Source organism: Dickeya fangzhongdai, from assembly GCF_002812485.1.
Taxonomy (GTDB): domain Bacteria; phylum Pseudomonadota; class Gammaproteobacteria; order Enterobacterales; family Enterobacteriaceae; genus Dickeya; species Dickeya fangzhongdai.
This window is the reverse complement of sequence record NZ_CP025003.1, coordinates 2,835,039-2,860,484: the sequence shown is the minus strand read 5'-3', so window position 1 is coordinate 2,860,484 and position 25,446 is coordinate 2,835,039. Positions and strand designations below refer to the sequence as shown.

Here is a 25,446-nt window from a genome sequence, read left to right as displayed (position 1 = left end):
CGGCAGCGTCAGCGTACCGAGCCCGGCGATAAAAAACCGATCACCTTGCCGGCGAATTCAAGCAGGTCAGGCAGTTCCAGCCCCATGACGTCGGCTTCGGTCAGGGCAGGGTAAGTGATGCGCGGCAGCAATTTGATCAGCGCTTCCACATCGGCGCTCGCCAGCGCCGCCAGACCGATGCCGCGCAGCGTGCCCGCAGTCGGTGTGAGCAGCGTGATGGCGTCAATCAGGGTTTCGCCGCGTTTGATGGGGGCGTTCAGGATGATGACGCTGTTTTGTGTGGTTGTTTCAACCGTCATGATAAAAACTCCAGTGCTATCAATAAGAATGGCCAGCCGTAGCTGGCCATGAAGCGGTCGTTACAGACCGATATTGCGGCGGTGTTGTTCCAGACGGTCAACGCCGTTCACTTTCTCGATCATGTTGATGGTGTCGATTTCGATCATGTCGACGCCGTCAATGATCAGTTTGTAGTAAGTGCACTGGGTAGAGACGCGTACGTCAGTCTCTTCACCCTGTTTGGATTCGCCACTGTCAATCGACTTGTGGCGGCCGCGCAGCACGATTTCGACGGCGGTGATGTCGCCGGTGTCGTCACGCTGGTAAGAACCGGCGAAACGCAGCGGAACCGCATCGGCGCCCGGCAACGCGTACTGGCTCCAGAAGGCGCTGTCCGGCAGGCCGCCCATGTTCCATTCCATCACCAGCGCGTCGTTGTCCAGCCCAAAATCCACCGGCGCCGCGCCTTGCATACCGCCGCCGCGGTAGTTTTCCAGTTTGCGGGTCAGTTTCGGCAGGGTGACGGAGTGCACCTGGCCCATGTAGCTCATACCGTCGTTGAACAGGTTGAGATATTTAAGTTTACGTGGCAGTGCCATGAGTCTGTCGCTCCTTAGCTGTTAACGGATGCGGCCAGGTTCACCAGATACTTGTCGGTGATACGCTGACGCAGCGTGAGGTTTTCCAGTGGCGGCACCGGGGTGTACTCGTAGTCGATGTACAGCTTGCCTGCCTTCAGCGTTTCCTTATCGTTGGCGCTTTCATCGAACCAGCAGTCGGCGTCGATGATGTAGCCGTTGGATTTCAGCTCGCGGAATTTGGCCTTGATGCCCTCGATGATGTCGCGGATCAGGGTGGCGGTAACCGGTTTGTCGACGGCCCACATGTGCGCTTCAGCCATGGTGTCGGCCAGCACTTGCGCGGTGCGGGTGTAGTTTTCAAACAGGAAAAGCGGATCGTCGGAACAGGTGCGGTTACCCCAGAAGCGGAAACCGTCCTTACGCACCAGCGTGGTCACGCCGGCTTCGTTCAGCAGGTCGGCGTCGCTGCCGATGGTCTGCAGGTCCCAGTACACGCTGGCGGAGATACCGGTCACGCCGTTGACGCCGACGTTGGACAGGGTTTTGTGCCAGCCGGTTTCCTGGTCGATCTTGGCGCGCAGGCCCAGTGCACGCGCGGTAGCGTAGGCGGTGGCGCTGGCGTTGGTAGCGGTGTTCCAGGCGATAAAGTCCGGCCAGATCACCATCAGTTCGCGCTGGCTGAAGTTGCCGCGGTATTTGATGGCGTCGGACAGGGTTTTACAACCATAGGCGCTCACGTAACCGAAGGCGCGCAGCGACTGACAGATGGCGGCCAGCGCGGTGGCGACAGGCTGGGAATCCAGCCCCGGAACGCCGAGGATACGCGGCTTCACGCCAGTGACTGCCTGGGCGTCCAGCAGGGCTTTCATACCGGTGTATTTGCCGTTGGCATCGGCGCCGCCGATGATGTTGGACACCGTTTCAGCCTCGTTGGCGCCTTCAGCCACGCGAACGACTACCGTCACCGGTTTGGTCTGATCGCCGATGGCCTGCAGCGCGGCAGCCAGGGTACCGGTTTTACCGGCCTTGCCCGCGGCGGTCAGCACATCGGTAATCAGCACCGGTGTATTCAGTGGGAAAGTGGCGGCGTCAGCATCCGGTCCGGTACAGACCATACCGACGATCGCGGTTGATACAGTTGAAATGACGCGGGTACCGTCGTTGATTTCGACGACCTGCGTACCGTGATGAAAATCACTCATCAAGAATGTCTCCTGTTGTGGGGTGCGAGTAATAGTGCCTTGCCGGAAAACAGAAGGCATCCGAATAGGGTTTGGTATGGAATGGCACAACAGGGTGAAGCCGATAATGTTTTTATAATGATTAAAAACAATGGGTTAATTGAAATAAAAAACAGATGCCGTTGGGGTGACAACGGCATCTGTGGGGTTTTGGCGCATCAGTTTACGCCACCGGGAAAGGTGAATCAGGCGGGCATGGCCGGCCAGTCGATAGCGGGCGCAGACGAAACGTCCACCCGGCTTAATTGCACCATATAGGTTTTCCAGCTTTTCAGCGCCTGGGTTTCCTGTTCGGTCGCCATCTCCAGTTCCACCGCATACTGCAGCACGGTCAGCCGTTTTTCCGCCTGAGCGAGATAGCTGGCCATCTGCTGTTGCGCCGCGCTGACCTGTGCGGTCTGCTGCGCTTTGGCATCCGTCACCCAGCCGTCGTTTTGCCAGACATCGTAAGCGGTGGCCGGCGGCAACAGCGTCAGGGTGTCGGAAAGGTCGCCAAGCTGGATTATCAGGCTGGATTGTCGCGTCTGCTTATCGTAGGCCGTCTGCCCGCGATAATCGGCAACGCTTCCCCAGGTCGCTCCATCCTGACTGCGCACGATAGCCTGACCGGATTGAGCGGCCGGAGGCGTATCAATAAAACTGTGCGCCGGAATGCCGACGCCTTCCATCAGATATTCACGGGTATTGCCGATATATTCCCGAGTTTGCGGATCAATATGGTAAACCTGAATATATCCACTGCCGGTGCTCAGCCCCTGTTCATTCAGCTGAATCATATTTTCATTTTGTGTAGCCATGATTAACCTGCCTTAACGATGTAGCTGAAGGCGATATTACGCGGGCGAGTGGCACCCCAGAATTTTTCACTGGCTTGTTTTTCCGACTTGCTTGTATCTAACCAGTACAGAGTACGAGCAGTGCCATCTGGTTTATCTGCATTACATTCGGATAAGTTACCAATGCCGTTAAGTGTTGGATAGGTTCCATCGTCTCCAAGAATATGGGTACCTGCTTGAGCTGACATCAGTTTCCTGTCTGTATCCACTCCCCGGCCGTCATCCCAGCCACGGATAAATTCGCCACGCAGATCCGGCAAGGTGCCATCGGGATATAATTTTGCCAGCTGCGGGTATTTGGCGGTATCAAACGTCTGGCCGTTACATTTCAGCCAGCCTTCCGGCGCATCCGCCAGCGGCCAGGGTTGCGGAATACCCACCAGCTCTTTCAAGGCAGCGGTGGATGTATCTTGCTGTTCGCCACAGGCTTTCTGGCAGCATTGAAGAGAAATATTTTCAATATAGACATGATTATTTTTGTACAGGTTTTCTTTACCAAAACCAAAATCAAAGGCATGAGGGTGACAATGTTTTTCCATCTGTTTTATCTCAGCGTGAGTGAATGAATAATGCGTCATGATTTCTACGCGCTGATATTATCGTCGGGAATGACAGGCTATTCATTGTAAGGCTGTTGTATCATTAATGGGTAAGCAGTGAGTTTTTAAAATTAGAAATAAAATAATGCAATGTGATGTATTTTTTTTCGGTTGTTATCTTGTTTTTATTTTCGTCGGTGTTGCCGGGAAGTATTTATAAATGGTTTTTTCCGACACGCCGATAATATTGGCTATTTGCCAGCGGGTTGCCCCATTACCCAACAGTGTTCTGGCATGCTCAATCGCATCAGGCGTCATAATGCGCCGACGGCCGCCAATGCGACCCGCCGCCCGGGCGGCCGCCAGTCCGGCGCGGGTTCGTTCGACGATCAGTTCTCGCTCCATCTCGGCCAGCGCACTCATCACGTGGAAAAAGAAACGGCCGGCCGGCGTTGAGGTATCAATCGCATCGGTCAGGCTGCGAAAGTGAATGCCACGACCCTGCAGGTCCGACACCATGGTAATCAGGTCCCGTACGCTGCGGCCCAGCCGGTCCAGTTTCCAGACGATCAGGGTGTCGCCGCGTTTGAGTTTGCGCAATGCCCGTTTCAACCCCGGTCGCCTGGCGTTTTTGCCGCTGGCCTGATCTTCAAAAATCAGTTCACAATTTGCGCCGACCAGCGCGTTTTTCTGTAATTCGGTATTTTGATCGCTGGTGGATACCCGGGCATAGCCAATAAGCATAACGTAACTTCCTGAAAAGGCTGATTGTATTTATCTTCTCACTTTCTCGCAAACCTGGGTTTAAGCGACGTACTGAAAACCGCCGACCTGGCGGGCATACCGCTGCCCTGGCCGCAGGCGACACCGCCCGCCGGCTGGCTGAAATGCAACGGTCAGGCGTTCGACAAAAACGCCTTTCCCAAACTGGCGCTGGCGTACCCCGGCGGCGTCCTGCCGGATCTGCGCGGCGAATTTATTCGTGGCTGGGATGATGGGCGCGGGGCGGATGCGGGGCGAGGATTGTTATCACGGCAGGCACCATCCCTCATTACTGCTAACATCGGTCCTGATGCAGCACAATTATTAGTTGTTGAAGGCTCCACGGCTAACACAGCGACAATTGCTGAATTTAATCAATCAATGCAAACCGATACGATCGTAGATGCTGATTATGGACCAGCGTTGAAAGGGTATGCTTTTGCTATAAATGAATATGCTTATACAGGAAATAGTAATAAGAGAACCATCGATACGAATGCTAATCGGCCGTTAAACAACAATCCCTATTTTATTGCTGGCGGTACCCGCCCGCGCAACATCGCGTTTAGCTACATCGTGAGGGCCGCCTGAAGACTGGAGAACTTAGTTGGTGAAACTGAGCTGGGTAGGTGTCGCGGCGTCGTAGCCGGATAAACCCGGAGCATAACACCGGTAAACCACTGCGCGGTGAGGGGACTCACCGCGTTTTTACTCTGTGACCGGCAAGGTGATATTTCACCGTACTCTCGTTATAGTAGGCAGGTGGTTTGGATCAACGCGAGTGACATGATGGATACTGATGAAAAAACGCTGTTTCTGAATGCCATGGACGATGTCAAACCGCTAAAGCCGTCCGCCACTGTCGTTCATCTTAAACCCGCCCCGTCGAAAGCTGTGCCTTCTCGCCTGGAAGAGCCGGATCTGGATAATTTTCTGATCACCGGTTTTCTCGACCTGTTTCCATGCGAGGTGCCGCTGGAATTTACAAGAGAAGGTATCCAGCAGGGGGTTGTGGATAAACTGCGTCAGGGAAAGTATCCGCTGGATGCCAGCCTCAACCTGCTGCGTCAGCCGGTCGAAACCTGTCGGCAGAACCTGTTTGCGTTCATGTTGCAGGCGCAACGGGACAATTTGCGTAATTTGCTGATTATTCATGGTAAAGGCCGTCATGAAAAATCACACGCCAATGTCGTGCGCAATTACCTGTTCCGCTGGCTGCAGCAGTTTGATTCCGTGCAAGCCTTCTGTACCGCACAGCCGTTTCACGGCGGTGCCGGCGCCTGTTATGTGTCGCTTAGAAAATCCGATCAGGCCCGTCAGGATAACCGTGAGAGACACGCCAAACGTAGCCGTTGATCTTTCCTTCGAAGCAAAAGAAAACGCCCGGTTAACCGGGTGTTGGCGTATTAGTAACTGAGTTCTGCAACGACGGGCCGGCTATAGCCGAACTGTCCTTTGGCGAGAATCATCAACGACGTCAACAGGGCAGGAATCGCCAAAATAGTAAACATGGTCGTCAGCCCCCATCCCATGCTGACCACCTGTGCGCCGGCAAACGCACTCATGATGGCGCCCATTCGGCCAACGCCATGCATCCAGCCTGAGCCGGTGGCGCGGGCTTCCGTCGGGTAGTAACGGGCGGAAAGCGCATTCATGCCGGTGTTGGCGCCGTTAAGGCAAAATCCGCTGCTGAACGCCACCACCGCCAGAATCACAAAATAAGCGTGGGTGACGCCAATCATCGCGGTAGCTACGCCGCCGGCGGCGTAAATCATGCCAAGCGCCAGATGCGGGTTAACGCGGTCCATCAGCCAGCCGGCAAACAGCGAACCGAACGTGCCGCCGGCCTGATACAAGGCGGTAATCATGGTGGCTTCGGTCACGCTCATGCCGGCTTCCTTGATGACGGTCGGCAGCCAACTGCCCAACAGATACACCATGAACAGGCCGAAGAAATAGCCGCCCCACAGCATGACGCTGCCAAAACGGTAAGAGCGGGACAGCACCAGCTGAACGGCAAACGCCGGCGTTTTTTCCGCCACAGGCATGGCGAAGTGGCTGTCGGCCTGGCAGATGCCGGGAGCGATTTTGTCCACGATTTGATGAATCTGACGCGAGTCCGCCCGCTTGCTGACCAGAAACCGTACCGACTCCGGCAGCTTCATCAGCAGGAACGGCACCAGCAGCAGCGGCAAAATGCCGCCCATCAGCAGCACGGAATGCCAGCCCCACTGCGGGATCATCCAGGAGGCGGCAAACCCGCCGCTGGCGGCGCCGAAACTGAAACCGCAGAAGACCACGGTAATGATGAAGGAGCGTTTTTTCTCCGGCGCAAACTCCGAAACCAGCGTACCGACATTCGGCATCGCCGCCCCCAGACCTAAACCGGTCAGAAAGCGGAAAATCACCATATGCTGCAGCGTCTGAGAAAATGCGGTTAACAAGGTCCACAGGCCGAACAAAAATACGCTGGCGATGATGATCGTTTTACGGCCGCGCCAGTCCGCCAGCGGCCCGGAAACCATCGCTCCCACCGCCAGGCCGATCAGCGCCGCGCTGATAACCACGGCCAGTTCCGCGTTGCCGATTCCCCAGGCTGCTTTCAACGATGGCGCAATAAAGCCCATGATGGCGATGTCCATACCATCAAGCGCAATAATACAAAAGCAAAGAAAAACAATCAGTTTCTGGTAAGCGCCAAGAGGACGCTGATTAATCAGCTGGCGTACGTCAATCGCGGTGGAACCTGTCACGCTTTTTCTCCAACAATACCGCACAAATGTTCACAATGGCTTACACTGTAAACAATTATTTCCGATAGGGAAATATAATGGCGGGAAAAAATTTCAGGGACCGGGTAAATAAAAGCGGCGCACCGTAAACGGAGCGCCGCCGGGTAATAAATGCGAAGCGGACTAGTAAAGCGGCTGGGGCAGATGGATAACCCATAACTGGCTGGTTGCCTTATCCTTCGGCAGCGGTTCCAGCTCCAGTCGGGTATCGACGGGTTTGCCATCCAGCAGCAGCGTGCCATCAGGGCCTGCCTGATATTTACCGATCTTCTTTACATCTTTGGCGGGATTGACCAGCACGGACTGTAAACCAAAATCGTTGTCGTTGGTGACCGCCAGCGTGCGGGCATCGATTAACGCTAGCCCTTCTGCCTTCTCGGGTTTCCAGCCCAACTGGCGCAAGTCGACCAGTTGCTGCTTTTTCGCCAGCACGACGCCGCGTTTCGCCAGCGTTTCGGCATCATTCCACTCAGCCGGCTGTTGCGCATCCAACGCGCTCAGATCGCTGGCCAGGCTCAGGTCAACACGGTAAATCAGGTTATGCATCACCTTGTTTTTATCCGCGCCTTGCTCAATCACCAGCACTTCATGGTCGTTGAGCGCAACCATATCGCCGATTTTGGCGTCGCCGGTTTTTTTCCACTGATCCGCATCCAGCGGATAGCCGTACATGGCGGTTTTGCCCGTAGCCGGATCAAAGCTGACCAGGCGAGTAAATAACGCCTTGTTTTGGGTTTTCCCTTCGATATCCAGCGTACTTTGCACCGCGGCCAGAATGCGGCCGTCCGGCATGCGGGTGATGCCTTCAAAGCCGCGGTTAGGCTGGCGCCATTTAAGAATATTGGGTAAGCCGCTGGCTACGCCTTGTTCGCCGTTGAGCGGCGTCGGGCCGACTTTCTTCAGGATTTTTCCCTGCGCATCCACCTGAATCAGGAACGGACCGTACTCATCCGATAGCCAAAATCCCCCCTGACCATCCGGGGTAATGCCTTCGGTGTCCAGCCCACGGCGGTCATCCGTTAATTTTTGCAGTGCATCGCTGAGCGCCACTTCATTGGTGGCGCCGACCAGCGAGCCGGGTAGTGGCAAGCCGCTGATAGGGCCGGCTTCATCATGCAATTTGCGCAGCGCCGTGGCCTGCGCGCTTTTGGCATCTACGGTAATGGTCATGATGGCGGGGGTAAAATCAGGCGCGGCGAAGATCTTCGCATCTTTACCCTGATATTCCGGCGCATCGGCATTCGGGCCGCGATCGGTAACGGTAACGAACGTCAGTTTGTCGCCATCCCGCCCGATAAATGACAACCCGGAACCGACCCCCATTGGAAAACCGTTGGGGAAACGCGTCTGCCATTTACCGTGGTAACTGACCCGATCGTTATCAGGAAAGGTAATCTGGTACTGTTCGGTTTGAATATCCGCAGCCTGAACTATCTGGGCCAGCAGAAGCAAGGGGAAAAAGGATAAATGAAGGCGCATGGTCGAACCCCGTAAAAGAAATCGGCGACATTACACTAGAACTGTAATACGACGCTTTTATGACAACGCATAGTATAAAACGCAACGCATAAAAACGCGGTGAGTCCCCTCACCGCGCAGTGGTTTACCGGTTATATTCCGTATTGATCCGGGAGGCCGCCGGCGTCGCGGCGACATCCCCGGTTCAGTTGCGCCAGAGATCAGGCGGCCCTCACGATGTAGCTAAACGCGATGTTGCGCGGACGAGTTTCGACTCCCCCCGTGTTCTGCATAAAAATGTATGTATGCGCGCGTGCTCCGGATGAGAGATTGACTTCAATCTTTTCATTATTCTCATCGCTAAACGCAATGATCCCTTCTGTCGGTGTACCATATTCGTTAACGAAACGGTGTTTGTGAGAGCGGAGCTCATCCGTTTGCGCCGACACCAGCGTTCGCCCCGCATCCACCCCCCTTCCATCATCCCAGCCACGAATAAATTCGCCGCGCAGATCCGGCAGGACACCGCCGGGGTACGCCAGCGTCAGTTTGGGAAAGGCGTTTTTGTCGAACGCCTGACCGTTGCATTTCAGCCAGCCGGCGGGCGGTGTCGCCTGCGGCCAGGGCAGCGGTATGCCCGCCAGGTCGGCGGTTTTCAGTACGTCGCTTAAACCCAGGTTTGCGAGAAAAGCTGATTTGTCTGCGATGTCGGCGCCGTTCTGCTCTTTTTGCAGGGCGACGTTTTTGACAAACGCAGTGGTGGCCAACTGTGTGGAGTTTGCGCTTTTCTGCGCCGTTGGCGCGGTGGGCGCGCCGGTCAGCGCCGGACTATTGAGCGGAGCGTACTGCGGGTGAGGGTTGGCGGCGGCAATATGGGCGCCGAGTTGGGTGTCGGCGTAAGCCTTGGCCTTAATGGCGCTATCATCGACGTATTGACGAGTAGCCAGCACCACCGCCGGGTCAATCTTCAGGGTAATGGCTTCGGTCGTGCTGACAATCAGGATCATGCGCACGGTTTGCACCCGGCCTGATCCTTCCTGCAACTGTGGTTTATAGGTTTCGGCGCAGTTTGCGACCGCGATCAGATCGCCGTCGCTGTCGTACAAGCCGATTTCCCGGATCCACCAGCCGCCTTCATTCTCAGGAATAACCTGCTCGGCAATGATCTGGTTGGTGTTTTGCGCGTCGATGCTTAGCGCGTTGAGAGCGGCGCGGCGTTTCTCATTGACCAGTTTGGTTTGAGCGGGCGTCGGCGTCGGCAGGCTGCCGCCGCCATCGCCCACCGCCATTTGCGTGATAGCCAGGTGGCTACCCAGCGCGGTGGCGTTAGCCAGCTTCGCCGCGCCGGTGTTCGTCAGTAAAGCAAAGTATTTTGTACTCATGCAGATTACTCATACGGTTAACAGAATAGGATGCCGCAGGGCGACATCGGAGAAGCCGGGCTGGCCGACAGGTGATGACCACCGGTATGCCCGGCTGTGGGTAGGCGGTGTCCCGGCGCGCGTTGCGGACGCAGACCCCAAAGGCGTTATCGGGTTATAGAACGATGAGCTGGGGTACGCGCGCCCGCTTTGGTCGTGAAGAGCTTTACCCGGGGACACTGCCTGGGTAGAGGTAGTATGCGAAGTCAGCGCCGCCAGCGCATCCAGCGGGCGTTGTTCGCAGAGGGAGACAACATGTGAAGACCACATTCGGCGGCAATGCAGCCATAAAAAAAGCCAGCTCAGGCTGGCTTGGAACGAGTGGGGAAATCAACCGCCGACACGTATGTCATCAATCAGGTGGATAGCCGCGCCATTGATCTCGTCGCCAGAAACGCTGATGGTTTCCGGGAAGTAAGGGTAGATGGTGAGTTCGTCGCCGCTATAGGAACTGGCGCCCATTGACAGCGGACCCGAACTGTCCAGATTGATGTTTAACCCCAGCATCTGGCGGCTCACCGGTTTGGCGTCGGCAATCAGGCGCTCCAGTTCCTGAAAGGACTCTTCCGTGATCCCTGACTCCTGGACACCGATATCCAGCCGGAAGGTGCCGGGGGCGTCGCCGGTTTGCCACCATTCCTTGATGCGAATCAGATATCCCAGCGGTTCAACGACCCGGCGCAGCGCGCCGATCGTGCCCTTGTGGCGGTGGATAAAAAACGCATCTTTGATGACTTTGCGTTTGACGGCTTCCGACCAGCTTTCATCCCAACGATCGACCGATAGCGTCCAGGCCAGATAGGGCAGCAGTTCGACCGGACAGGTATCCGGATTCCAGATCTGACGCAGCGGAATCGGCACCTGCTCCAGCCCGGCGCCGGTGAGGGCAACGGCATGTTCCAGCGGCGATGAACCGGGTGGCAGTAGGGGGCTTTTATTCATCCGTTCCCCCCAGCGTTAGGGTATAGCCGGTACAGTGCGACGCCTGAGTATCGTCCAGCACGATATCCGCCGCTGGGCTGGTCAATTCCACCCGCTGTACCCCTTCCACATGCAATGCGGCGTAGATGGCGGAGCGGCGGATATCGCGGCCCAGCCGGTGCTGGCTGCTGACGTAACTCTGCAGTTTCTTCTCGGCGGCGGCGCGAATCGGCTCGACTTCCGGGCCGGGATACAGGTAAAGCGTGGCATTGATATCGTAAGGAACGATCACCGCCGATTTGACGGTAACCCGGTCAGCCACCGGCCGGACGTCTTCGGCGTTCAGCGCCGCATTGACGGTGGCGAGCAGCGTATCGCTGGCGGTGCCGTCGTTTTCCCGCGACAGAACCGACACCAGCACCTGAGCGGGGCCGGGGCTGATGACCGAAATATCCGCCACCTGGCCGCTGGCGCTGCGCCCGTGGAACTGGTAGGCGCCGATGGAACCTGCCACGCTCAGGCCCTCATAAGCCTGCTGAATGCGCAGACGAAAATCGGTATCGGACTCCATCACGGCGGCGGTCGGGGGAACGGTGGAGGTGTCGGCCGGGGTGATTAGCAGTCGGGAGACGTTGACGTTGGCGCCCAACTGGTCCAGATCGTTGCCCTGAGCAAACGCCAGCATCCCGGCCTGAGCGGCCTCATTGATGCGCTGGCGCAGCAGTAGCTCGCGGTAGGCGTTTTCCTGCAGCAGTTTCACCATCGGCTCCGATTCCAGCGTCAGGGCGCGCGCGATGGCTTCACGCTCGTCGGCGCTGTAGAGCGACAGCAGGGTTTCTTTGCGTGTGGCGTACAGGGTTTCATAATCCAGCGTTTCGACCACGCTGGGGGCGGGTAACTGACTTAAATCGATAAGAGGCATGATCTCAGCTCACGGGAATGGTTAACGAAAGGGATGTGCCGTTGCCGGCCAGGGTGCCGGAAATATCCACAATCAACTGGCCGTCGTAGTGGCTTTCCATTGAGATGGAGGTCAGCGTCAGCCGCGGCTCCCACTTCAGCAACGCGACATAGCAGGCCGCCTGCACCTGTAGTTTCAGCGCGGGCGTTTGCGGTTGGTCGATCAGGGTGGAAAGCAGCGAACCGTAATCGCGCCGCATGACCCGGCTGCCTTGCGGAGTGGTCAGAATATCGCGCACGCTCTGGCGCAGATGTTCCAGATCGCTGAGGCTGCCGCCGGTGCTGCGATTCATGCCGGTGTATGACGTGCTGGTCATAAAGGTCCTCCTGTTGTGCCGCCGCCATTCTGTACGCCGCTGTGCTGATGGGTATGCACCACCACGCCATTGGAGGAGAAACTTCCCCCCGAGTGGGTGACGCTGCCGGTGATGCTGCCGCCTTGCTGAACGTCGATGGTCTGGGTGATTAATTTGTGCGTACAGACGACTTCCGGGGTGTCCAGCGTGATGCGCTGGCTGGCGTTGACGGTGACGTTTTTCGTGGTGACGGTCACCGATTCCGATGCGACGACCGTCGCGCTCTTGATGCCGGTGACGGTCAGCGCGCCGTTGGCCGGTTCGTATTCCATCACCGCGCCATCAGGGAAACGGATGTGGCAGGCATCCGCAGAGGCCGATGGGGCCGGATGGTGTTCGCTGTAAATACCCGGTAAAACAAATGCCGTATTGAGTTCGCCTCCTATTGCAAGCAATAACACCTGTTCACCCACCGACGGCGCCCACCATTCGCGGGAACTCCCCGCACGACGGGACAGCCAGTGGAGCCATCCGGTGACCATGCCACCGGTCTGCACGCGGCAGCGTGCCTGTTGGGTATCGACTTCGGTAATGACGCCGATACGAATCAGGTTACGCAGCGCGCGCTGGATTTCGGAGAGATATTCGTATGTATTCATGGTGGGAAGCATGCGTCTTCCCGCGGAATGAGACAATTTGCCGTGGTTGTGTGGCGGATGACCCCACCGATCTTTGCGCCACGACTTTTACGTTACGACTTTTGCCTCACGGTAAACCACCGTGGCGCGGCCAGACAGGCGTAAGGGATTCAGTGTCGCGCCGGGTCCGGTTTATTGACGAACATGTGCGTCAGATAAGGCGAGTCCTGTCGGAAGAACGGGGTGAATGGCACGCAGGTGTGGGTACTGCGACGGTTGTCGATAATGAGCAGATCGCCCCGCTTCAGATTGAGCCATTGCATGCTGTTTTTCAGCAGCGGGTCGAGCTTCAGCAGCGCATGTCTGGCGGGCGAAGTCAGGGGATACGCCAGGTCAGGCGTACAGGTCAGAAATGGATCGTGGTCGGCGCTGAGGAGACTGAACGGCGTTTTTTCCTGGCTGACGGCGCCGGGGCGCAGCGCATACTGCGGCAGGCATAATTCGGTGCGGGTGTGCTGATCCACATGCCGAATGACATGGCGAAGACTGGCGATGCCGACCAGTATTTTGAAGACGGACGTTTCACACAGGCAATACAGCAGCAGAAAGTCGGGCTGGGTAAACACCGGCGTTGGCGAGCCCGCGGCGGACTTCAGCAATCCGTAGGAAGAAAAAATGCTGGCGAGCTGCGGTGACGCACCGGGAACGGCAGTTTGGCTGCAATACGGGTCGCCTAAATGACAGCCGAACAGATTGAGCAACTTTCTGGATTTTTCACGATTGCCGTTGCAATAGGGGGGCGTGTTTTCAGGAAGGGAAGGACGGATATCTTCCATGATTTTCGGGTAATAAAGAAATCCTTCATTGTTACCGAAATGTTTAAAGTGGAATAATTCCTTTCGTATATTACGTGGCAAACTTCGGCTTTTATCCAATTGTGTTTCCCTTCAGTTATTCAATCCAAAAGAGAGTAGGCGAGGTAATAACATCAGCCGGTTTTCGCTGACGAAACATGGAAGGTAATAGGGTATTACTGATTAATCCCGGGCGATAACAGTAGAAAACGATTTCTGAAATAATTTGCGATGAAGAAAATGAGGGGAAGCGTGTCAGATAGATTGTGGTGATAATCTTTTATTATGAAAATTACGAGCTGGAAATAAATATACCCGTCATACTTCACGTTGCAGGTGCGTTGGCTTTATTACTCGGCCCATCCCTGGGCCTCGCCCCTGCGGGGCCGCGGTAAACCGCGTTCAACGCTGCTCCCGGCAGCGTTGTCGCTCATCCCAGTCACTTACTTACTTATGTAAGCTCCTGGGGATTCACTCGGTTGCCGCGTTACAAGGCTCTTATGAGCCTTGCCCTAAAGGGCCAACGCGTAGCGTTGTTCAACACGCCAGCGTGTTGTCCTGCAACTCGAATTATTTAGGGTATAGGACAAGTATTTTAAATCATAAAATAATCATGATTTATCGTTTCCTGTGAAGAAAACAGGCCGTATTCGCAACGGCCCTCACGGAAGAAATGATATCTGAAGGGATCAGTTCCCTTTCCACTGGCTGACCAGCTCGCCGGCGATATACAGCGCAGTGGGTCGACTCACCGGCTCAGGCGGTGTTGGTTCCGGTTCATAATGCACCTGCAGGCTTTGATTCTGTTCATTGACACGGTTGCGCTCCGTCAGATTGAGCCGAACGGATAGTGTGCTGGTGTTGTCCGCATTGTTGTCGATCGTAAAACTGATGCCTTTATTGCGAATGCCTTCGCGCGTTAACAAATCCGGCTGGTTCTGGCGCACCCAGAGCAGCAGGGTGACAAAAAGGGTGTCGGGATTGTCAGAGAAATTATTCAGCGTCAGCAGCAACTGATAGCGGTATTCAAACGACAGGGACGGCTCCTGCAACGCGGCGATTTCCCCCTCCTGGATCCGAAACTGTAACGCATTACCCAGCGCGGGTAATGCGGTGGTCAGTGCAAGTCTGAGGCTTTGTGGTTTTTGCATGATAAGGTTCCTGGTGTGGCGGCGATCTCCATGTGTTATTTGCCGAAGGCGAGCATGGAGCCGGATAGTCCGGAATTATTCCCAGATATTGACGCTTTCCTGCGAGCCGGAAGCATTCATGTCGGGCAGCGTGACGGCGGTGCCGTGCGGCAGAATCGGACCAAGATCCGCAAGCCCCGGATTGGATTGCATAACCGTCTCCACCACATCTTGCGTGCGGCCGTAATAGCGGTAGCAGAGCGCATCCAGGGTGTCGTCCTGATGGGCGTAAACTTTCATGTGATACCTTTAAGTTCGGATAAAATAAGGTCGAATAAAACAGGTTATTTCTGGTCCTTTATCCTCCAGAGGATCGGTACTGGTCGCAATGCCGGAAAGGTGTCGGACGGATGGCACAACAACGGGCGGGAAATACGGGAAATAATGTTGGGGGTTTATTGATTGTGTCTGCTCCTTATTGTCACTCTACCTATTTTGACCCCTGCCAATCTTTGCTGGCAGGGGGTATTGCGCATTAAAGGTACTGGGAAAGCCGGGGTAATGTCGCTAACAAATTTTCTTACATGGGATTACCCTAATTCCGTACTACGGTGTTAAAGAAAAAACGTCACCAACGAACAGGTTCGCACTGAGTCGAAATTAAAATTAATGCCAAAATGTATATACCGGCTTTGGCCGGTCAGACCGTTTTATGGAATGGTCTGGATACGAAAAAATTTTTGCTGCGTATTAGTCTGGCGTGTTAGCCACAGAGAAAATCCATTAATTTGCACGTGCCTCTGGCGATCGGCCAGGGAATTTCACGTCGGTCATTATTATCCATCGAAATCCCTTACAACATTTGTTGTTCGAACCATGCTTTAAGCTGCTGTCCATCACTGCTGTTCTTCAGAAACTGTTGATAATCACTCTCCGGGAGCTCGCCGTGAGATAAGTCGGCGATCAACGACATGGCGATTTTCATTTCTTCAGGATCGCATTGTGATATCAATGACATATCGGCAATTAATCGAATCCTTGACAAGGTCAGCTCTCTGTTTTCAGTCTGTTCCACGGTACCTCTTCCATTGTGAGACTGTATTTATATACAGTACTTTATTCAGTAGTATTCGTCAACTCATAAGTGCAGGCGCTGTGCGCTCATGATGCACTTTTCATCAACGGCGGATATCGCGTTATTCCTAAATTCATCAATCAGTTGGCCGTCAATTTTCACGCTGGCGCCGCGTACCAGCGCCTCCCGCTCCCAGCGTGAGATTTCGATACCCTGCTGGCTAAGACGGGGGCGCAACGACGCCAGCCGATCGCGCTGAAAATAGGTTAGCCGCGCTGAAGGAACGCGGGGAATATCGCGAAATGGGTAAGGGAGCGCGCCGGGTGAAAACGCGCCCCCACAGTTATTGACAGAACTCCAAGGCAGAGCCGGCCGGCGGCGATCGGCGATATCGACAGCGGCGTGGTTTTTGGCCACGATTTGCCATTCATCCGGGCGGGTGGTGAATACACGTTCACGGCCGCGCTGGGCGGAAAAAATACCGACGGTACGCACGATAGTTTCATCGTAGGCGTTCAGCCGTTCGCTGGCGGCTCTGGCGACACGAACCGACTGATGTTGCCGGGCGACATTCGCGCCGCCCTGCGCCTCGATATAGGCGGCGAAGTCGCCGCGATCCGCCGCGTTCCTCACCGTTTCTGCCTGTTCGCCCAGCGCATCCTGTAATGACCGGCTGCGAATGCGTCGGCATTCGCGGTAGGCGCCAATCGTGGGCAGCCCGATGAAATGGAATTGAGGAATGCGCCAGAGCGAGGCCCAGGCCGAGGCCGAGGCGGCCATGTCTTTCAGCGGCTTGCCGGTTTCGTGGTCGGATTCGCCGTCCAGCGCATAGCCATCGATATTTTTGGCGATGTACTTGGCGACGTACGCCGCCGCGCCGCCCTTGTTGATATGCTTGCAGTCAAACCGGCGGCGGTGCGCCACGGCGCGGTCGCTTTCATTTGACTGGGCGTAACGGCGCAGGATATCGACGATCGCCTGACGCTGCGCGCGCTCGCAATACAGCATCATGTGCCAGTGCGGCGTGCCGTCGTGATGGGGTTCAACGACCCGCAATCCGTAGATTTGCAGTTTACGGTCTTTGAGCGCAGTGCGGATTTTTCCCCATAGCCGGACCAGATAATGCTGGGTCATTTTGGGCGAAGGACAGTCCGGCATCCACCCTGTGTTGACCAATACCCGGTCGTGACCGCGAGTACGGGTGGGATGGTAGTGGCCGGGAGCGGTGAGCGTCACCAGCATGCCGATGTGATGGTGTGCGGTAGCGTAACGCTCAATACCCGCCAGCATGGTCATCAGTTCCATACGGCGAATATCCGGATTGGCGATACTGCCCATGACTTTATCGATCAAATCGACCCGCTCGCCGTTGCGGGTATTTTCCAGCTCGCGACTTTTCAGAAAATCCAGCGTTGCCAGACGGCGGTAGCGGATATCCTGCAGCGCCTGACGGCTGAGAAAGGGGGATGCGGCCCGGCTCACCTCGCCGCTGGCAATCCACAATGCTTCACGCCAGCGGGTTCGCTGAATTTTCAACTGACGTTCCCACCAGCGGGGGGTGACCAGCCGCATAATGCCGGCGCATGCCTGTTCCAGCGTGAGCGTCCCGTTTTGATGACGCTGCCAGTGGGCGGGCGCCACGTTTAGGGCTTGCGCCAGCGTCGCTAACTGACCATAGATGCGCGCTTGTGTTTCATCGCTGAATAAATTCGCCTGACTATCGCCGGGGCATTCCTGCAGGTAGCGTTCGCAGTGAGCATGGTAGGCATCGTTCATGTGGGCGGCGATACGGCTGGCAAACGCCCGCAGAACCTTGTCCGGCATATCCGGCAACTGATGATACTGCTCCGCTTCGCTGATGAAGCGTGAAGAGCAGGCGGTATTCATCCGATAGCGGGCGTTGACGGCGTCGATTCGGGGCCAGAGCCGACGCTGAACCACCGATAACAGGTAGTTGAACGCGGCGCCCAGTCCCTGATGCTGCTTCAAATAATCGAAACGGCGGCGGAAATGGCCGGCCAGAAAACGCGGCAGCAACGCCAGCCGATACAGTACCGCCTGTCCCTGCTGCAGGGTATCCGCGGACAATGCGCTGGATTCGGGCAGAATGGCGGAACGGGGCGCATTCCACGGGTATGCCCAGCGGTTGCCCCGGTTGTCGGCGTTTTTTTTAGCTTCGTCAGACGTCATAACCAGCCAGCGTTTACCTGCTCGATGAGTGTTTGCCGGGTTGTCGGCGGGAATAAATAGCCGCAGATCGACCCTGGCTTGTCTGTCAGTGACCGCACGTTTAGGACGGTGAGCGGTAGTGACGTTGCTTCTGTTCGCGAATTTCCTGACACGCTACGCAGCACGTCACGCCGGGGATCGCCTGACGACGGGCCTCGGGAATCGGCGCATCGCAGTCCTCGCAAACGTGGGCGGTGTGAGCGGCTGGGGCTTTGCGGGCATGGGCGATTTGCGCATCCAGCAGCATGGCCTGCTGCTCCTGGGAAATGTCCATACTGTCTGCCATTAGTGCGCCTCCCAAATCTGGTGACGGATGTTTTCGGCTTCCTGTTGCAGCAAGGCCACCAGTTCCTGAGCGGATAGCTGCTCCTGCCGGGCGTGTTGCGCCAGCTGGTCCAGATGTTCGCTATAGCGATGAGCAAGGTCTGTACGCCAGACGTCATTCGGGATTTGCCGCCTTGCGACAGACTGAGTCTTGTGATTGGTTGGTGTGTTTTTCATACAATTTCCTGATGTTAAGCAGCAACAATGCGGACCTGCCTGAGCGGCGGCCTATGTGCTGGCGGTTGAGTTAACGAGGGTCGTTTTTTCTGGCGAGATCTGTCGTCAGCGAAACTGTCGTCAACGAGAATGGTGTTCGGGTCTGAAATAGTGTTCGGGTCTGATGCTGGTCAGAATGTCGGGTGCTCCGGTAAACATACTGTGCAGCTCGCCGAGGGCGCGGCTAAGCGCTGTCGACCACTGGCAATCCGACTCGTCAATGCGTCGCAAGGGTTGATCGAATTCCCGGGTCGTGAGTCCGGCATGGAAAAACAGCGTGCGGCGCTCGCTGAGGGTGAGGACCCGAACCGCGTGCAGCAACTGATCGTGCTCCTGTTTTTCCGGCAAGCCGAATGCGCTACGCAGTTCATTCAGCGCGCTGACAATTCTTTCGCGCGCCATTTCATCCATCTCTTCCAGTTGATAGACGCACCAGCGGTGATGCAGTGCGGCATGAAAACACAGCGTACGGCGATAGCGTTCGGAGAGACGCCGGTAAAAAACGCACGTCTGCGCCCAGCGCGAATCCGCGAAGTGTTTTCCGATCAGCGCCCGCAAATTGGGCGGCAGGGTCTGCAGATGGTCGGCGGTAAAGGCATAATGGGGCTTCATGATTACGCTCGGTTGCCATCGCTGCCGCCTGTTTTCGGCAGCAGGCGCAGAATATAACCGAAATTCGAATTTCCGAATTCGATGTTAAAATCATTGCCGCCATTCACAACGGTTGAACCGCCATACCGTACTGATAGCGCACAGGCAGCAATGAGGCTGGAAAATAGGGCTGCCGTCATGGCGGTGATGAATGCTGTTTTTGCATTTGCAAAATCATGCTGAAGCGCGGTGCGGGTAAACCGGAACCGCTGCTTCCTTGTATGGCGCGTTGCGCGCCACGCCACGGATATCGGCGCTGCGGCGTAGGCTGCGTTACGCAAGCCGGTGAAAGAAAACAGCGCCCGAACAGGGATAGCATGGGGCTGTCGGCTGACGTCCGAAAAGCCGGTTTCTGTCACCGCGGATGGACTCGCTGTGGTAGGATTTTCCTCAGAAATGTGCGTTAGAATTGAAATCTCGTCCGACATAAAGCAATATCTCCCCCAGGCCAGGGTGTTCTATGGTGTTACATGTGCTGTGTAGACACTATAAAACACGTAACGTGTATATGTAAATACTCGTGAGGTGTTTTTGAATACAAATAGTAATGCCGTGTCTGCGGCCTTCGTGCTTGAACGCATCATGTCAAGTTACGGAGTAAAGACTCAGAAGGAACTGAGCGAGGTCACTGAGATACCTACCAATACAATCAGTAACTGGGTTCAGCGAGGGAATGTGCCGGGTAATATTATTTTGAAGTGTGCGCTTGATACCGGAGCCGATGCCGGATGGCTGGTCACCGGAGAGTTCGCAAATGCGAATGTTTTTACGCATAAATCGCCGCTGAAAGGCAAAGCGCTTTATGAGCAGATCCTGTCATCGGGCGGCAAGGCGGTACTGCGTCGAATGCTTGATGCCTATGGCTTCAGTACGCAAAAAGAGTTGGGCGACTTGCTGGGCATCGCGCCCGGTACGATCAGTACCTGGATTCGCCGTGATTTCTTTCCTGGGGATGTGGTGGTCACCTGCGCGCTGGATACCGGCGTGTCGCTGGCGTGGCTGGCAACCGGTAAAGGCTCGCCGCAGCAGGATGACGCGCCCGTCAGCCGTCAGGATGACAGCGGTATCTGCCTGATCCCGCGCAATCTGCTGAAAACCGGAAAACTGCAGGACGCGGGGGAGTGGAAGGCGGATCCGCAGTTTATTCCGGCAGGGTTGCATGCGCCTTTGCTGGTGGAGGGGAGTTCATCTTCCTGGCTGGTGGATACTGGAATTACCAGTATCAGCAATGGTCGCTGGTTGCTGGATATCGACGGCAAGAGCGATATCTACGATGTGGCGCTGTTGCCGGGGCGTAAAATGCAGGTTGAAGGCGGCGGCTCACAATTCCAGTGCGGGGTGGATGAAGTTACCCCGCGCGGTGTGGTGGTGCTGACGCTAACCCCCAGCTTCTGAGATCCGAATACCCGGTGCGCGCAGGCTGCGCCGGGTATTTCCATCTGCAGAGAAACCGTCGCCGTTGCGAAAGGTCGACCGCGTCAAGAGTTGCGCGCCCCATCGCGCCATCACAGGTTGAGTACGTCATAAAGGTTTAGTTCGTCTAAAGGACGGATTTGTCATAAAGAGAAGGCCACGCCTGAGTATCATCCCGAGGTATATGCTGTTTTCCCGCTGTTGTTAACGAGCTATTTATTTTCACTGAAATATCCAGTCATGATAGATCTGCGGGGGTTCTTATACCCTTGTATTATATGTCTTTCTATTATGGGAAGGATGATATATAGATTATGAGGGATTAAACGGTTAACGGAAATTCTGATAATCAACGTAAATCGTTTTTCTTTCACCATTCTTAACGGCGCCCGGTTAATTCACAATAGCATGATTTATTGGCTATTTTAATCATGCGAGACGGTATGAAACATTCCGGTGTCCATTATTTTTTACTGAATTTGGCTTTATACCAAAAATAATTCGAGTTGCAGGACAACACGCTGGCGTGTTGAACAACGCAACGCGTTGGCCCTTTAGGGCAAGGCTCAGAATGAGCCTTGTAACGCGGCGACGCAGCGAATCCCCACGAGCTTACTCAAGTAAGTGACTGGGGTGATCGACAACGCTGCCGGGAGCAGCGTTGAACGCGGTTTACCGCGGCCCCAAAGGGGCGAGGCCCAGGGATGGGCCGAGTAATAAAGCCAACGCACCTGCAACGTGAAGTATGACGGGTATATACGTATCAATCGATTTTTGACGGCAGGATGGCAGTAAAAAATGGACGTTGATTATCTTCGTAATTATTAAATGACGATATTTAATTTTTCATGGCATGTCATTGATATACATGGAATGACAATCACATCATGAGAGCCATAAATGGTGATTCTATGACTATTTTGGGTGGAAAATACGAAAACCTTAAGCTGGGAACCAAACTGTCATTAGGCTTTGGTTCGGTTTTGTTATTGTCGCTGGTGGTGTTGATCGCCGGCGTTATTGGATTTCGCAGTGTGGCGGATAATAACGATAAGGCGCTGGCGACTAATCAACTTAACGCCACATTGGCGCAGGCCCGCATTCTGCGCACACAATTTCAATTCACGCATGATTACAGCTTTATCGATAAAAATGGCGAGCTGATTAATAAAATGGACGATATTCTCCGGCAGGCGAGGGCGCTGAGTTGGGATAAGGATACGATTGACGATGTAAACCGAATTGAGCAGGACCTGAAAGCGTATCGGGTCGTGCGGGACGCGTTCATCGCCGCCAGCAAAAAGCGGGATACGGCCGGTCTGGCTATCGGTCAGGATGAAAGCGGCAGTGTGCTGGAAGCATTCCATAATAAATGGCAGCAGGTTGCGAGCGTGCCGTCAGACATTCAGGTGCTGTTGTACCAATTGGGCGAGTACATGGCGGACATTCGCGACCTGGCGCATGACCTGCTGCTGACGCCCTCGGATAATACGCTGGGCGCGACCATGAAAAGCATTGATGTCGCCGAAACCGCCATCAGGGAAAAAGCCGGGCGGTTGTCTGCGGAACAACAGGCATGGCTGAACACCGCCTGGGAGTATTTCGCGGGCTACCGCCGTTCTGCGCCGGCTTATCTGGCCGCCTTTCAGGATGAAACCCGCGCCAGTCAGGCGATGAGTGAAGCGGCGGAAAAACTGAATGCGGATGTCGGCGGCCTGTTCAATCAACAACTGGCGAATTCCAACCAAACTACTCAGTCGTCGGAATTCAATATGGTGGTGACCGGCCTGCTGGTGATCCTGCTGGGTATCGTCATGGCGTGGCGTATCTCGGTACAGCTGATTACCCCGCTTAAACTGAGCCTGTCGGTCGCGGAACGGATTGCCAGCGGCGACCTGTCGTCCGTCGTCAGCACAACGCGTCGCGACGAGCTGGGGCAGTTGCTCACCGCGATGGGCAACATGAATGACAAGCTGCGCACCATGATCCGGGATATCCGCGAAGGGGTGGGGCATGTCGAATCCGCATCGGCGGAAATCGCGGCGGGCAATACCGATCTCTCGTCCCGCACCGAACAGCAATCGGCGGCGGTGGTGGAAACGGCCGCCAGCATGGAGCAGTTGACCTCGACGGTGAAACAGAACTCTGAAAACGCCCACCATGCGTCGCAACTGGCGTCTGAAGCGTCGCGGAACGCGGTCAAGGGCGGTGAAATCGTCAATAACGTGGTGAAGACCATGGACGACATTTCCAGCAGCTCCAAACGTATTTCTGATATTACGACGGTGATCAACAGCATCGCCTTTCAGACCAATATCCTGGCGCTGAATGCGGCGGTTGAGGCGGCGAGAGCCGGCGAGCAAGGACGAGGGTTCGCGGTAGTCGCCAGCGAGGTGCGCAATCTGGCGCAGCGCAGCGCCCAGGCTGCAAAGGAAATCGAGGGGTTGATTCATGAATCGGTATCGCGGGTCAATACCGGTTCAGCGCTGGTTGGGGAAGCGGGAAAAACCATGCAGGATATTGTCAGCTCGGTAGCTCATGTATTTGACATCATGGGGGAAATCGCGTCGGCTTCGGATGAGCAAAGCCGGGGAATATCCCAGATCGCGCAGGCGGTATCGGAACTTGACACCACGACCCAGCAAAACGCGGCGCTGGTGGAGGAATCGTCATCGGCGGCCAATTCGCTTGAGGAACAGTCGCGGATGCTGGCGCAGGCGGTATCGGCGTTTCATTTGGGCGACGATGGGCATCCTCACCATGTCAGTTCACCAGCAAGTCATCAGACATTACTGCTGAATAAACCGGGCCAGAACGGCCGAAAACCGGCGCAGAAGAAAGATACTCACCGCAAGGCTACTGAATCGGCGAAACATCATCCCGCCGAAGATGAGTGGGTGAAATTCTGACCGTTATGAAATTCCAATAATAACAGGCAATAACCATCACACCTGTTTGGGCAACGCCGTCACAGCTGCGGCGTTGCTTTTTTTTTGCGGTGCCATCAGCATCAGCGGTCACGATACTCGTGAGCCGGTTTCCAGTACCCGCTGCGAAAATCATCAACCGGAAAACAGCCGCCGTTACGGATTTGCTGTTCCTCCATGGCACCCAGACATTGTGGTTCATTGATATAGGTTCCCGCGACCAGACTCTCGCAGTTACCTCCCAGGTAACAGACAAAGATCACCAGTGCGAACATAGATTCCTCAACAGGTTGCCACGCCCTGCTTGTGAGTGTAGATGAAAAAAACGCACTGGGGACGCCGCGTACGGCGGCCCGGTCAAAGATTATCCGATGGCGGAGACAAGGTTGGCGCCATCGCGAACCAGATCACGAGGCAGGTTGTTTTTCAGGCGTTGGCTGACACGTTTGGTCAATCCCAGCGTGGTCTGCTGCCAGGTCAACAACACCTCGTCGTGGCTGACGGGCGAGGGCGGATAAATGTCTTTGCCGCGGAACCAGTCGACGACCTGCTCCGCGCTGAGCGCGTAGGTGTTTGGGCTGTCGGGGTTGCCCAGCGCCACAACGGCTTCATGCTGCCAGCGATACCCTTTGGCAAAGCGCTCCGCCAGCTTGACGCCCATGCGGGAGAAACGCATTTTGCCCAACATCGGCTGCAATGCCGCCGGAAATAACCAGATCTCATCGTCCCGTTGCCACAGCTGTAATTGCTGTTCTGACCACCGCAGGCCCAACCGTTGCGCGCTTTGGCGAATCAACTGCGCATCCTTGGGGTTGATGGGGGTAAACGGCAGCTTGCCGAGTTTGTAATCCGGCGCCGCCAGCGGCGTTACGCTGGCGGTTTTACGCAAGCGCGCCACAAAAAAGCCTTCGCTGTCGTAAATCTGCGGGAAGACGTGCAAAAAGCCGTCTTCGGTGATAGCACGGTGCGCTTGCGGGAACAACGCCTCCAGCGATTCGATCTCGCAGGCGTCGGGGAACTGCTGCATCAGCCAGCGGCAAACATGCTGGTTTTCTTGATGGTTCAGGGTACAGGTGGAATAAATCAGCACGCCGCCCGGCTTCAGGGCATGGAAGGCGCTTAGGATCAGTTCGCGCTGGGTCGCGGCGATATCGGCGATGCTCTCCAGCGACCAGTGACTCATGGCGGCGGGATCTTTTCTGACTACGCCTTCCCCGGAGCAGGGCGCGTCCAGCAGGATGGCGTCAAACGTCTCCGGTAAGGCGTTGCCGAATACCCGGCCGTCAAAATGCGTCAGGGCGGTATTGCTGACGCCGCAGCGGTGCAGGTTGGCGTGCAATACCTTGACCCGGCTGGCGGAATATTCGTTGGCGACAATCAATCCCTGATTGTTGAGCCGGGCGGCGATCTGGGTGGTTTTGGAGCCGGGGGCGGCCGCCATGTCCAGCACCCGCTCCGGGGCGTCATCCCCCATGAACAGCGCGCTGACCGGCAACATCGAACTGGCTTCCTGAATGTAGAACAGGCCGGCCAGGTGCTCCAGCGCGTTGCCCAGCCGCATGGCTTCCTCATCGGCGTTCAGCAGCCAGAATCCTTCATCGCACCAGGGCACCGCCTCCAACTCCCAGCCGTAGGGCGCGACCAGCGCGAGAAAATCGGGCACGCTGATTTTCAGGGTGTTAACGCGGAGGCTGCGTCGCAGCGGTCGCTGGCAGGCGTCGATGAACGTGTCCATGCTCAGGTGCGCAGGCATGATCGCCTGCATGGCGGTCAGAAAGTCGGGAGTGAGAGACGCGGGAATAGGTTTGGCCACAGAAATGGTTCCGTTACAGCTACAATCAGGACGCGAATCTTACCATATCTCTTCCGCTGGAAGGGATGACGACTCACCGCTATAAGCCGG

27 protein-coding genes and 1 pseudogene are annotated in these 25,446 nt (G+C 55.8%); 4 read left to right on the top strand and 24 right to left on the bottom strand.

Annotation, left to right across the window (positions count from 1 at the left end):
• Positions 1-8: 8 nt before the first annotated feature.
• The 6 genes from CVE23_RS12770 to CVE23_RS12745 all read right to left on the bottom strand — a co-directional run bounded on the left by CVE23_RS12770 (position 9) and on the right by CVE23_RS12745 (position 4,220).
• The gene (locus CVE23_RS12770) at positions 9-299 is read right to left on the bottom strand and encodes a phage tail assembly protein (RefSeq protein ID WP_038919327.1); all 291 of its coding nucleotides are present in this window, start codon (positions 297-299) and stop codon (positions 9-11) included.
• A gap of 60 nt (positions 300-359) precedes the next feature.
• The gene (locus tag CVE23_RS12765) at positions 360-878 is read right to left on the bottom strand and encodes a phage major tail tube protein (RefSeq protein ID WP_012769535.1); all 519 of its coding nucleotides are present in this window, start codon (positions 876-878) and stop codon (positions 360-362) included.
• Between the two features lie 14 nt (positions 879-892).
• A complete protein-coding gene (locus tag CVE23_RS12760; protein ID WP_038668429.1) occupies positions 893-2,062 on the bottom strand; it encodes a phage tail sheath protein in 1,170 nt (389 codons plus the stop codon).
• A 224-nt stretch (positions 2,063-2,286) separates the two neighbouring features.
• Entirely contained in the window at positions 2,287-2,898 is a 612-nt protein-coding gene (locus tag CVE23_RS12755) for a tail fiber assembly protein (RefSeq protein WP_038919324.1), read from the bottom strand.
• 2 nt (positions 2,899-2,900) lie between these two features.
• Positions 2,901-3,515 (bottom strand): phage tail protein, encoded by a 615-nt coding sequence (locus CVE23_RS12750; protein ID WP_225622586.1) that lies wholly within the window; start codon positions 3,513-3,515, stop codon positions 2,901-2,903.
• Positions 3,516-3,650: 135 nt separating this feature from the next.
• On the bottom strand, positions 3,651-4,220 hold the full coding sequence (locus tag CVE23_RS12745) for a recombinase family protein (protein WP_038919322.1): 570 nt from the start codon (positions 4,218-4,220) through the stop codon (positions 3,651-3,653).
• 81 nt (positions 4,221-4,301) lie between these two features.
• On the opposite strand from CVE23_RS12745, the pseudogene CVE23_RS23085 reads away from it, so the two are divergent.
• A pseudogene (locus CVE23_RS23085) lies at positions 4,302-4,829 on the top strand (phage tail protein); the annotation flags it as partial.
• Positions 4,830-5,027: 198 nt separating this feature from the next.
• A complete protein-coding gene (smrA, locus tag CVE23_RS12735; RefSeq protein ID WP_038921001.1) occupies positions 5,028-5,594 on the top strand; it encodes a DNA endonuclease SmrA in 567 nt (188 codons plus the stop codon).
• A 50-nt stretch (positions 5,595-5,644) separates the two neighbouring features.
• Here the strand turns inward: smrA and CVE23_RS12730 are convergent, their stop codons facing one another.
• The 16 genes from CVE23_RS12730 to CVE23_RS12655 all read right to left on the bottom strand — a co-directional run bounded on the left by CVE23_RS12730 (position 5,645) and on the right by CVE23_RS12655 (position 19,631).
• Positions 5,645-6,991 (bottom strand): MFS transporter, encoded by a 1,347-nt coding sequence (locus tag CVE23_RS12730; protein WP_038919321.1) that lies wholly within the window; start codon positions 6,989-6,991, stop codon positions 5,645-5,647.
• 162 nt (positions 6,992-7,153) lie between these two features.
• Positions 7,154-8,509: an esterase-like activity of phytase family protein gene (locus CVE23_RS12725; protein ID WP_100849675.1), complete on the bottom strand. Its 1,356-nt coding sequence runs from the start codon at positions 8,507-8,509 to the stop codon at positions 7,154-7,156.
• A 200-nt stretch (positions 8,510-8,709) separates the two neighbouring features.
• The gene (locus CVE23_RS12720) at positions 8,710-9,870 is read right to left on the bottom strand and encodes a phage tail-collar fiber domain-containing protein (RefSeq protein ID WP_100849674.1); all 1,161 of its coding nucleotides are present in this window, start codon (positions 9,868-9,870) and stop codon (positions 8,710-8,712) included.
• Positions 9,871-10,239: 369 nt separating this feature from the next.
• On the bottom strand, positions 10,240-10,851 hold the full coding sequence (locus CVE23_RS12715; RefSeq protein ID WP_038919319.1) for a phage tail protein I: 612 nt from the start codon (positions 10,849-10,851) through the stop codon (positions 10,240-10,242).
• Entirely contained in the window at positions 10,844-11,752 is a 909-nt protein-coding gene (locus CVE23_RS12710) for a baseplate assembly protein (protein ID WP_038919318.1), read from the bottom strand. The genes CVE23_RS12715 and CVE23_RS12710 overlap by 8 nt, the downstream gene beginning before the upstream one ends.
• 4 nt (positions 11,753-11,756) lie before the next feature.
• Positions 11,757-12,107 (bottom strand): GPW/gp25 family protein, encoded by a 351-nt coding sequence (locus CVE23_RS12705; protein WP_038919316.1) that lies wholly within the window; start codon positions 12,105-12,107, stop codon positions 11,757-11,759.
• Positions 12,104-12,745, bottom strand: coding sequence for a phage baseplate assembly protein V (locus tag CVE23_RS12700; protein WP_033111903.1), 642 nt, complete (start codon positions 12,743-12,745; stop codon positions 12,104-12,106). The genes CVE23_RS12705 and CVE23_RS12700 overlap by 4 nt, the downstream gene beginning before the upstream one ends.
• Positions 12,746-12,894: 149 nt before the next feature.
• Positions 12,895-13,560 carry a hypothetical protein gene (locus CVE23_RS12695; protein ID WP_100849673.1) on the bottom strand — a complete coding sequence of 222 codons (666 nt, stop codon included), beginning with the start codon at positions 13,558-13,560 and terminating at the stop codon, positions 12,895-12,897.
• A 707-nt stretch (positions 13,561-14,267) separates the two neighbouring features.
• Positions 14,268-14,729: a phage tail protein gene (locus CVE23_RS12690; protein ID WP_038919313.1), complete on the bottom strand. Its 462-nt coding sequence runs from the start codon at positions 14,727-14,729 to the stop codon at positions 14,268-14,270.
• 75 nt (positions 14,730-14,804) lie between these two features.
• On the bottom strand, positions 14,805-15,008 hold the full coding sequence (locus tag CVE23_RS12685) for a tail protein X (protein WP_038919311.1): 204 nt from the start codon (positions 15,006-15,008) through the stop codon (positions 14,805-14,807).
• A 553-nt stretch (positions 15,009-15,561) separates the two neighbouring features.
• Complete coding sequence (locus CVE23_RS12680; protein WP_038658013.1) at positions 15,562-15,783, bottom strand: hypothetical protein; 222 nt, start codon at positions 15,781-15,783, stop codon at positions 15,562-15,564.
• Between the two features lie 63 nt (positions 15,784-15,846).
• Positions 15,847-17,973 (bottom strand): replication endonuclease, encoded by a 2,127-nt coding sequence (locus CVE23_RS12675; RefSeq protein ID WP_100849672.1) that lies wholly within the window; start codon positions 17,971-17,973, stop codon positions 15,847-15,849.
• 100 nt (positions 17,974-18,073) lie between these two features.
• Positions 18,074-18,298 (bottom strand): TraR/DksA family transcriptional regulator, encoded by a 225-nt coding sequence (locus CVE23_RS12670; RefSeq protein WP_038919309.1) that lies wholly within the window; start codon positions 18,296-18,298, stop codon positions 18,074-18,076.
• Complete coding sequence (locus CVE23_RS12665; RefSeq protein WP_038919308.1) at positions 18,298-18,513, bottom strand: DUF2732 family protein; 216 nt, start codon at positions 18,511-18,513, stop codon at positions 18,298-18,300. Before CVE23_RS12665 ends, CVE23_RS12670 begins: the two co-directional genes overlap by 1 nt.
• 120 nt (positions 18,514-18,633) lie before the next feature.
• Positions 18,634-19,164: a hypothetical protein gene (locus CVE23_RS12660; protein ID WP_049842492.1), complete on the bottom strand. Its 531-nt coding sequence runs from the start codon at positions 19,162-19,164 to the stop codon at positions 18,634-18,636.
• A gap of 2 nt (positions 19,165-19,166) precedes the next feature.
• Positions 19,167-19,631 (bottom strand): hypothetical protein, encoded by a 465-nt coding sequence (locus CVE23_RS12655; RefSeq protein WP_145958423.1) that lies wholly within the window; start codon positions 19,629-19,631, stop codon positions 19,167-19,169.
• Between the two features lie 124 nt (positions 19,632-19,755).
• Here CVE23_RS12655 and CVE23_RS12650 point away from each other — a divergent pair, with 124 nt between their 5' ends.
• Both CVE23_RS12650 and CVE23_RS12645 read left to right on the top strand, forming a co-directional pair.
• Positions 19,756-20,598, top strand: coding sequence for a phage repressor protein CI (locus tag CVE23_RS12650; RefSeq protein WP_038919306.1), 843 nt, complete (start codon positions 19,756-19,758; stop codon positions 20,596-20,598).
• A gap of 929 nt (positions 20,599-21,527) precedes the next feature.
• Positions 21,528-23,525: a methyl-accepting chemotaxis protein gene (locus CVE23_RS12645; RefSeq protein ID WP_100849670.1), complete on the top strand. Its 1,998-nt coding sequence runs from the start codon at positions 21,528-21,530 to the stop codon at positions 23,523-23,525.
• Positions 23,526-23,626: 101 nt separating this feature from the next.
• On the opposite strand, the gene CVE23_RS12640 is transcribed toward CVE23_RS12645, so the two are convergent.
• Together CVE23_RS12640 and rsmF are read right to left on the bottom strand one after the other, a co-directional pair.
• On the bottom strand, positions 23,627-23,818 hold the full coding sequence (locus tag CVE23_RS12640) for a YdfD/YebW family protein (protein WP_038658027.1): 192 nt from the start codon (positions 23,816-23,818) through the stop codon (positions 23,627-23,629).
• Between the two features lie 89 nt (positions 23,819-23,907).
• Positions 23,908-25,356: a 16S rRNA (cytosine(1407)-C(5))-methyltransferase RsmF gene (gene rsmF, locus CVE23_RS12635; RefSeq protein WP_049854107.1), complete on the bottom strand. Its 1,449-nt coding sequence runs from the start codon at positions 25,354-25,356 to the stop codon at positions 23,908-23,910.
• Positions 25,357-25,446: the final 90 nt, after the last annotated feature.